Source organism: Agrobacterium sp. P15N1-A (assembly GCF_044626815.1).
In the GTDB taxonomy this organism is placed as follows: Bacteria; Pseudomonadota; Alphaproteobacteria; order Rhizobiales; family Rhizobiaceae; genus Agrobacterium; species Agrobacterium leguminum.
Window position 1 is genome coordinate 271,707 of sequence record NZ_JBIUPF010000007.1, and the last position, 8,618, is coordinate 280,324.

Genomic DNA, 8,618 nt, shown 5'->3' on the forward strand with positions numbered 1-8,618 from the left:
TGACTGAACCTGATACGTCTCAGCCGGGTCGATGGGACACCGGCTGCATATGACGCTTACCGGCTTATTCTGCGGCTTCCGCTTTCGGGGCCACGGATACGAATACGCGGCCGTTGGCCTTCGTACGGAAGTTCACGTTACCTGCGGTCAGTGCGAAAATCGTGTGGTCCTTGCCGATGCCAACATTGGCGCCCGGATGCCACTGCGTGCCGCGCTGACGCAGAATAATATTGCCTGGAATGACAGCTTCGCCGCCGAACTTCTTTACGCCAAGGCGCTTGGATTCGGAATCGCGACCGTTACGCGAGGAACCGCCAGCTTTTTTGTGTGCCATTGGAGTTCTCCTTTAAACCTTGTTTCCCGTGTCGCGCCGATCAGGCAGCAACGATGTCCGTGATGCGGACGACAGTGTGATGCTGACGATGGCCGCGCGAACGCTTGGAGTTCTGACGACGACGCTTCTTGAAGGCGATGACCTTCTTGCCGCGATTGTGCTCGACAACTTCAGCCTTGACGATGGCGCCCTTGACGAAGGGTGCACCGAACTTGGCGTCGGCGCCTTCGCCAACAACGAGAACTTCGGTGAATTCTACAGTTGCGCCTGCCTCTGCTTCCAGCTTTTCGATGGTCAGCACGGCGTCGGCCGCTACGCGGTACTGCTTACCGCCGGTCTTGATGACTGCGAACATTTTTTATCCTTTCATGTTCGTTCCGGCTCTGCCCGCAAATGCAAGCTGGCCGTCTTTTTATCAGTCGGAGTAGCGGAAATCCGTCAGGACTGAATGCCCCTTTGAATGTCTGCCGGTGAAGCCGCCTTTTGAAGGGCGGAATAAACAGAAGGCGCACTACGCCATCAATTTGGGTGCCGATTACGCGAGACGCCCGTTTATGTCAAGATGACGACGGCTTGAAAAGTAACTGTAACGCCAAGAATTTCATGCTTTTTCGGCGGGTGAAGCAGTCGGGTCTCGAAATTTGTCCAGCAAGTGTTTATATGGGCCTTCCAACAAGGAGCAGAAATGGCCCGCATAGACCAGACCGACGATTGGCGGGACCGCCATGCGCCGACACTTTCCGCCTTCGAGTCGCTTGCGATCGAGGCATATGGCCACCTGCCGGAAGAATTTCGCGCACTGACAAAAGATCTCATCATCGAGATCGCCGATTTTCCGACCGATGACGTGTTCGAAGACATGGCGCTCGAAACACCCTTCGATCTTCTCGGACTGTTCGAAGGGCGCGGCATCTCCGAACGTTTCACCATGGAAACGGGCGAGATGGTGAACCGCATCACGCTTTATCGCCGTCCCATTCTCGACTACTGGGCCGAGAATGAGGAAACGCTGGGCGATATCATCACCCATGTCCTCATCCACGAAATCGGCCACCATTTCGGCCTGTCGGACGACGACATGGAGCGGATAGAGGAAAGCGCCGACGAAGCCGCCGCCGATCGCTGATCGGGGCGGCTGGCGCCGCTCACTGCTCGCCGAGCTTCATGTCCGGATGGTATTCCTTGCCCTCGACCACCTTGGTCACGGCCTGGCCGCAATGCATTACGCCGCTTGCGGCGTTGAAGGCGTAGCTTGGCGAACCCGCGAGTTCCCATCCCTTGTTCAGCGCCTCGGTGACCCGGTGACAGAATTTCGCGTCGTCGGGACCAGTTATGAAACGATAGACCTTCACGTCTTATTTGCCTCTCTTTGTGCGATGATATCGGCCATGGCGACCAGCCTTTCGGCCTGGCCCACATGCAGCCGTTCGATCATCCGCCCGTTCATGTTGATGACGTTCAATTCCACAGATTCGGGTTTTGCGAAAGCGGCAATGATCTCGCGAGCTTCCGCAACCGCTGCCTCGTCCGGGGCGAAGCGCCGATTGGCCGGCTCGATCTGGGCCGGATGGATCAGCATCTTGCCATCGAACCCCATGGCGCGACCCTGCTCGCATTCGGCTTCGAAAGCGGCGATATCGCGGAAATCGTTCGAGACGCTGTCGATGACATCCAGACCATAGGCACGGGCGGCAAGCACCACCTGCATCATCCAGGGTACGAGATAAGTGCGTCCGGCAAGGGCCGGCACCCGCGTTTCCTTGCGCAGATCGTTGAGCCCGATGACAAAAGCCGAAAGCCGCGCATCCGGCGTGTGGGCCGCGTCAGCAATCGAGGCGGCATTCAGGACACCAAGCGGCGTTTCGATCATCGCCCAGATTTTCAGGTGGTCCGGCACATCCGCCTCGGCCAGAAGATCGGCCACATCGTGAATATCGGCCGGCTGCTCCACCTTCGGCAAAAGAATTGCATCCGGCCGGCAGGAAAGCACAAGCTGCAAATCCGCCTTCCCGTCGGGCGTGGAAAGCGGGTTGATGCGGATAATGGTCTCGCCCGCTGCAAAAGGCCCTTCCGAAAACAGTTTTTGCAGATTGTCCCGCGCCTTGCCCTTCATCCCGGGTGCGACCGAATCCTCCAGATCGAGGATCACCCCATCACAATCGAGATCGCGGATTTTTTCCAGTGCCCGGACATTGATCGCCGGCACGGAGAGCAACGAACGACGTGGTCTCACAAGAATATTTTCGGAAAAATTGACCATGCCGCACTTGTGTCAAGCTTTTGTGACATCTGCAAGCTGACAATCCACTGAATCCTCTTGCAAGCCGGAAGAAGAAGGCCCACATTCGTCTGGATAGAAAGGTTTGGATCATGCAAGGCATACGTTCGTTTTTCATCGCCGCATCCGGCATTGCAATTCTGGCGATAGTCGCCCTGTTCACCGCGTCGCTCACGGTCGCTTTCATCGGCGTGCTCGCGGTTCTCAGTGCTGCCCGCCTGCTTTCCGCGCGTCTGAAGCCGGCCCCCATTCCGGTCAAGCCCCGTAACCAGCGCGATATGCGCGTCTGGAACGACGGCAAAGGCACGATTATCGATCTCTGAGATCGTCTCTAATCGGCAAAAATGCCAGAGCGCCGCGCGCGGCGTACCGAAGAACGCGGGTTTGCGCTTCTAAAGTGATGAGTTTTGCAGTATTTCCCGGCAGAACACGTTCGGTGAGCTTTAACCAGCCCCGGATTTTGTCGAAGGGAAACACGGGAAGCGACAGATGGAAAAATTCACCAAGCTGACGGGCGTTGCCGCGCCCATGCCGGTGGTCAATATCGACACCGATATGATCATTCCGAAAGACTATCTGAAGACCATCAAGCGCACCGGCCTCGGCAAGGGCCTCTTCGCCGAGTCGCGTTATCTCGAGGATGGCTCGCCCAATCCGGATTTCGTACTGAACAAGCCCGCCTACCAGAACGCCCAGATTCTCGTCGCGGGTGACAATTTCGGTTGCGGTTCCTCGCGCGAACATGCGCCATGGGCGCTTCTCGATTTCGGCATCCGCTGCGTGATCTCCACCAGCTTCGCCGACATCTTCTACAATAACTGTTTCAAGAACGGCATTTTGCCGATCGTCGTCAGCCCCGAGAACCTCGAAAAGCTGCTGGACGATGCGTCCCGCGGATCGAATGCCGTCCTCTCCGTCGATCTGGAAAGTCAGGAAATCAGCGGCCCCGATGGCGGCACGATTACCTTCGAGATTGATGAATTCAAGCGTCACTGCATGCTGAACGGTCTGGACGATATCGGCCTGACGCTCGAACATTCCGGCGCTATCGATACGTTCGAAAAGGCAAACGCCTCGGTCCGCCCCTGGGCCTGACCGCATTTCTGCTCTTCAAAAAAGCCGATCCCGTACCAAACCGTACCGGATCGGCTTTTGCTTTGCTTGAAAAGCCCTTGAGGCGGAGATAAGAAGCCTCCGATCCCGTCCGGCCGCGATACGACTTCTCATGTGCAGGACGGAAACGAGTTTGACGCCGCGTTCGCCGCAATCGAAAACCCTTCAGGATGTTTTCCGGCACGCCGCCCAAGGAGGGTTCTCATGACAGTTCGTTCGCTTTTCCTTCTGCCCGGTGACGGTATCGGCCCGGAGGCCATGACTGAGGTCCGCAAGCTGATCGATTACATGAACAGCGCGCAAAATGCCGGCTTCACCGTCTCGGAGGGTCTGGTCGGCGGCTCTGCCTATGACGCCCATGGCGTGGCGATTTCCGATGCGGATATGGAAAAGGCGCTTGCCGCCGATGCGATCCTGTTCGGCGCCGTCGGCGGCCCGAAATGGGATGGCGTGCCCTACGAGCACCGCCCGGAAGCCGGTCTGCTGCGCCTGCGCAAGGATCTCGAACTTTTCGCCAATCTGCGCCCGGCCATCTGCTACCCCGCACTTGCCGCCGCTTCCTCGCTGAAGCCGGAACTGGTCGAAGGCCTCGATATCCTCATCGTCCGCGAGCTGACGGGCGGCGTTTATTTCGGTGAGCCGAAGCAGATCATCGATCTCGGCAACGGCCAGAAGCGCGGCATCGACACGCAGATCTACGACACTTTCGAAATCGAGCGCATCGCCAGCGTCGCTTTCGAACTGGCCCGCACCCGCGACAACCGCGTCTGCTCGATGGAAAAGCGCAACGTGATGAAATCCGGCGTTCTGTGGAACCAGGTGGTCACCGAAACCCACGCCGCCAAATTCAAGGACGTTCAGCTGGAACATATGCTGGCCGATGCCGGCGGCATGCAACTGGTGCGCAAGCCCAAGCAGTTCGACGTGATCGTCACCGACAATCTCTTCGGCGACATGCTCTCCGACGTCGCCGCCATGCTCACCGGCTCGCTCGGCATGCTGCCCTCCGCTTCGCTTGGCGCGCCTGACGCCAAGACCGGCAAGCGCAAGGCCATGTATGAGCCGGTCCACGGTTCGGCCCCGGATATTGCCGGCAAGGGTATCGCCAACCCCATCGCCATGATCGCCTCCTTCGCCATGTGCCTGCGTTACTCGTTCAACATGGTTGACGAAGCGACCAAGCTCGAAGCGGCAATCGCCAACGTGCTGGACAAGGGCATCCGCACCGCCGACATCATGGCCGAGGGCAGCCGTCAGGTCGGAACCTCTGAAATGGGTGACGCGGTTCTCGCCGAATTCAAGGCGCTTTCGGCGTAACGCTGGACGAAACCGGCTGGGCAGGCGGCACCTTCGCCTGCCCATCTTCCTTCGGCAGAAGATGCTCATATCTTTTGTCAGTCAGCGTCTTCAGAAAGGCGACGATGGCGTCCACACGCTTGTCGTCCAGCGCCGGCGCGGATGTCAGTTCCGCCATGGCGATATTTTCAGGCACTTCCGGCGCATCCCACGTCTTGCCCGTTTCCGGATTGATCTGGCGGCTCGGCTTCTTGCTTTTGTATTTCACGTAAAACAGCACCACTGTGCGCAAATCCTTGAACACGCCATTGTGCATGTAAGGACCGGTGACCGCGACATTGCGCAGCGTCGGCACCTTGAACTTGCCACGCTGGGCGACATCGCCGGCAACTTCCGGATTTTGCGCGAGCCCCAGATCAACCGCACCCGGTTTGGAGCCGTTCACGGCCCGAACCGATATATTGGCGGGAACGCCGATGTTGAAATATTTGTGGTTGGTGAAGAGGCCGTCTTCCAGGCCTTTGGCGCCACGGATTTCATGGCAGGTATTGCAATTGGTGAATTGCGTCGAGGAGATCAGAACCCGACCCAACTCTTCCTGATCGGTCAGCTTCTCCTCGCCACGCAGGAAGCGGTCATATTTGGAATCGAAGGTGGAGAACTCATCCGAGCGCTCAAAGCTCGCCAGCGCCTTCGTCATCGCGGCATAGGCGGTGTCGTCGCTTTCAAAAACATCCTTGCCGAACTGCGTGCCGAAAGCCGCGACATAGTCCGGGTTTTCCCTGAGCCGTTTGACGACCGAGGCCTTGTCCGGCATGCCCATTTCGAGGGGATTGAGCGGCGGACCGCCCGCCTGATCTTCAAGCAGGGAGGCGCGGCCATCCCAGAACTGCCCGCCGATATACTCTCCCGCCGCATTCCTGCCGAAAGGCGGCGTGAAGCGGGCATAAGCTGCAGTCGGCGCGTTGCGGTCGCCCAGTGAAATGCCGTCATCGCCGAGCGATACGTCCCGTCCCACCTTGTCGCTCTCCCGCGCATCGGAAAAACCGGCGGCCTGCATGTGGCAGGTGGAACAGGCCATGGTGCGGTTCATCGAGAGACTGGGATCGTCGAACAGCGCGGCACCAAGCTTTTCCAGCGTCGCATAGTCTTCACCGCCGTGGGCAGCCATGCCATCGACACCGGTGCCCAAGGGGGCCAGCAGGATGGATGCGGCAAGAGCAGCAGAGACAAAAAATCCGGGTTTCATCATCGATAGGCACGCTCGATATAAATGCGCGAGAGCAGGTTCGGACCGGGACATATGAAGCGGCTTTCGATCCCGCCGCGCTTCACCGAACATGGATCACGGGAGATAACTCCGCTCTTCCATGCCCTATAAAGAAATCTATAGCACTTTCCCGTGAGCCAAGCCTACAAACTTTCGCAGCTTGGTCCACTTTGCCGCAGGTCCACGGACCAAACCCGGAAACGGTCAACCGCCCCTGGCGATGGCGTGGAAAAAGGTGCCCGAGACAAATCCTCTCCTGCCGCCCGATGGCCCGAGCGGACGACCCTGTCCGTCAGCAATCTGGGCGAAGGGCTCATCGCTGCCGGGATCGGTAACCCGCGCATAATGGAATTCATGACCGCGCAGAACATCACCCGCCGCGCCGAGCGGTCCGCTTGCCGCGATTGTTGCCTGACGGTAGCCGAGATTCATCTTGCGGGTCGCAAAGCTGGTGGCATGCGACAGAAGCCCTGTCATGGCATGGGTCACTCCATCCGCATCTTCCAGTGCCTCTCCAAGCACCATGTAGCCGCCGCACTCGCCATGAACAGGCTTTGTCGCGGCAAAGCGGGCAAGGCCGGCCTTGAAACCAGCCGCATCCGCAAGCTTTCCAGCAAAAAGCTCGGGATACCCACCCGGCAGCCAGCAGATATCGCAGCTCCCATCGGGCGCCTCATCCGCGAGCGGCGAGAACGGCACGATCTCGGCTCCGGCCGCCTGCCAATGCCTCCTGAGATGCGGATAAAGGAAAGTGAACGCCGCATCCTCCGCCAGCGCGATGCGCTGGCCGGGCGGTGCAATCGCCGCATTCACCGAGCCGGAAGGCACATTCACCGGCGCGGCGAGTGAAAGCAGGGCATCGAGATCGATGGATTTTTCCATCGCATCCGCCAGCCGTTCTATATGCGCATCGATCTCCGGATGTTCGCTGGCCTGCACCAGCCCCAGATGCCGTTCAGGCAGAATGAGCGAAGGATCACGCAGTACGCAGCCGACAACGGGAAGGCCGATTTTTTCGATGGCTTCCGTGCACAGCGTCCGGTGTCTTTCGCTGCCGGCCCGATTGAGCACAGTTGCCGCCATGGTAACGGCCGGATCGTAGTGGGCAAAACCATGGGCGATGGCAGCGGCCGTCTGCGACTGGCCGGATACGTCGAGCACCAGCAGCACGGGAATGCCAAACAGCCGCGCCAGATCCGCCGCCGAACCCGTGCGATTTTCCGCAACCGGAATGCCGTCGAACAGGCCCATGGCGCTTTCGATCAGAACGAGTTCCGCATCCTCGGTCTGCTGCAAAAACAGATGCCGCAGCAATTCCGGCCGCATGGCCCAGCTATCCAGATTAAGACCCGATGTGCCGGTGGCGAAGGCATGGAAACCGGGATCGATGTAGTCGGGCCCGGTCTTGATACCGCGCACCTTGATGCCGCGTCGGGCAAAAGCCCGGAGCAGGCCGACGGTCACGCTGGTCTTGCCGGAACCCGAGCGCGGCGCACCAATGATGATCGCCCGCGCCGTCATGAACCGGAAACTCCAAGACGCGCCCGCATCGAAACAATCTCGCCGATGACGATCAAAGCCGGCGCTTCGAAATTTTGCCTGATTGCATCGTCAGCTATGCTTTCCAGCGAACCGATGAAAATCCGCTCATGCGCCGTCGTTGCCGACATGATGACGGCGACCGGCGTTTCGCCGGAACGGCCGCCCTGCATCAAAAGGCTGGCGATCGTGCCAATATTCTTCAGCCCCATGTAAACGACGATGGGTTCCCGTGTTTTCGCCAGCGCCAGCCAGTCCAGATCCTCCTCGGTGCCCGCCGCGTGGCCCGTGGCAAGAGTTACGGCGCGACTGATACCGCGCATGGTGGCGGGAATGCGGGCTGAAGCAAGCGCGGTGAACGACGAGGTCATGCCCGGCAATATGCGAAACGGAATGCCGGCATGGACAAGCGCCTCCGCCTCTTCGCCGCCGCGCCCGAAAATAAAGGGATCACCGCCCTTCAGCCGCAGCACCTTTTTGCCCTGGCTGGCGAAATCGATCAGCGAAGCGGTAATATCATCCTGTGTCGCGGAGGGCTTGCCACCCCTTTTGCCCGCAAAAACAATCTCCGCCTGCGGACCGAGGGCAACGACTTCGTCGCTCACCAATGCATCGCGCACGATAATATCGGCCTGAGAAAGCGCGAGCGCCACTTCCAGCGTCAGATAACGCACATCGCCCGGCCCTGCACCCGCGAGCCAGACGTGACCGGCCTCGAAGACCGGACCTTTTGCGGCAATGCTGTTCAAAATCTGCGCTATCGACATTCTTCTTGGCTGCTTTTTAAC

General features: G+C 59.2%; 11 protein-coding genes. 4 read left to right on the plus strand and 7 right to left on the minus strand.

All coding sequences use genetic code 11. The annotated features are described in order from the left end of the window. Window positions 1–64: 64 nt before the first annotated feature. Window positions 65–334 (minus strand): 50S ribosomal protein L27, encoded by a 270-nt coding sequence (rpmA, locus tag ACIK7D_RS22370; protein ID WP_003492686.1) that lies wholly within the window; start codon window positions 332–334, stop codon window positions 65–67. 40 nt (window positions 335–374) lie between these two features. Beyond that, window positions 375–689: a 50S ribosomal protein L21 gene (gene rplU, locus ACIK7D_RS22375; protein ID WP_003492690.1), complete on the minus strand. Its 315-nt coding sequence runs from the start codon at window positions 687–689 to the stop codon at window positions 375–377. Window positions 690–1,019: 330 nt separating this feature from the next. Here rplU and ACIK7D_RS22380 point away from each other — a divergent pair, with 330 nt between their 5' ends. Continuing rightward, the gene (locus ACIK7D_RS22380) at window positions 1,020–1,460 is read left to right on the plus strand and encodes a metallopeptidase family protein (RefSeq protein WP_003520258.1); all 441 of its coding nucleotides are present in this window, start codon (window positions 1,020–1,022) and stop codon (window positions 1,458–1,460) included. Window positions 1,461–1,479: 19 nt separating this feature from the next. Here the strand turns inward: ACIK7D_RS22380 and ACIK7D_RS22385 are convergent, their stop codons facing one another. Continuing rightward, a complete protein-coding gene (locus tag ACIK7D_RS22385; RefSeq protein WP_003505258.1) occupies window positions 1,480–1,686 on the minus strand; it encodes a DUF1737 domain-containing protein in 207 nt (68 codons plus the stop codon). After that, window positions 1,683–2,594 carry an HpcH/HpaI aldolase/citrate lyase family protein gene (locus ACIK7D_RS22390; RefSeq protein WP_400157371.1) on the minus strand — a complete coding sequence of 304 codons (912 nt, stop codon included), beginning with the start codon at window positions 2,592–2,594 and terminating at the stop codon, window positions 1,683–1,685. The genes ACIK7D_RS22385 and ACIK7D_RS22390 overlap by 4 nt, the downstream gene beginning before the upstream one ends. A 110-nt stretch (window positions 2,595–2,704) precedes the next feature. On the opposite strand from ACIK7D_RS22390, the gene ACIK7D_RS22395 reads away from it, so the two are divergent. The 3 genes from ACIK7D_RS22395 (at window position 2,705) to leuB (ending at window position 5,042) form a co-directional block, all read left to right on the plus strand. After that, window positions 2,705–2,935 carry a hypothetical protein gene (locus tag ACIK7D_RS22395; protein ID WP_020809819.1) on the plus strand — a complete coding sequence of 77 codons (231 nt, stop codon included), beginning with the start codon at window positions 2,705–2,707 and terminating at the stop codon, window positions 2,933–2,935. A 166-nt stretch (window positions 2,936–3,101) separates the two neighbouring features. Beyond that, the gene (leuD, locus tag ACIK7D_RS22400) at window positions 3,102–3,707 is read left to right on the plus strand and encodes a 3-isopropylmalate dehydratase small subunit (protein WP_020809820.1); all 606 of its coding nucleotides are present in this window, start codon (window positions 3,102–3,104) and stop codon (window positions 3,705–3,707) included. A gap of 222 nt (window positions 3,708–3,929) precedes the next feature. Then, on the plus strand, window positions 3,930–5,042 hold the full coding sequence (gene leuB / locus ACIK7D_RS22405; protein WP_080815491.1) for a 3-isopropylmalate dehydrogenase: 1,113 nt from the start codon (window positions 3,930–3,932) through the stop codon (window positions 5,040–5,042). On the opposite strand, the gene ACIK7D_RS22410 is transcribed toward leuB, so the two are convergent. From ACIK7D_RS22410 to cobA, 3 genes are all read right to left on the minus strand, one after another. Beyond that, entirely contained in the window at window positions 5,023–6,273 is a 1,251-nt protein-coding gene (locus ACIK7D_RS22410; RefSeq protein ID WP_400157372.1) for a cytochrome-c peroxidase, read from the minus strand. The genes leuB and ACIK7D_RS22410 overlap by 20 nt on opposite strands. Window positions 6,274–6,495: 222 nt before the next feature. After that, window positions 6,496–7,812 carry a cobyrinate a,c-diamide synthase gene (locus ACIK7D_RS22415; RefSeq protein WP_400157373.1) on the minus strand — a complete coding sequence of 439 codons (1,317 nt, stop codon included), beginning with the start codon at window positions 7,810–7,812 and terminating at the stop codon, window positions 6,496–6,498. Further along, the gene (gene cobA, locus ACIK7D_RS22420; protein WP_400157374.1) at window positions 7,809–8,597 is read right to left on the minus strand and encodes a uroporphyrinogen-III C-methyltransferase; all 789 of its coding nucleotides are present in this window, start codon (window positions 8,595–8,597) and stop codon (window positions 7,809–7,811) included. Before cobA ends, ACIK7D_RS22415 begins: the two co-directional genes overlap by 4 nt. Between the last annotated feature and the right edge of the window lie 21 nt (window positions 8,598–8,618).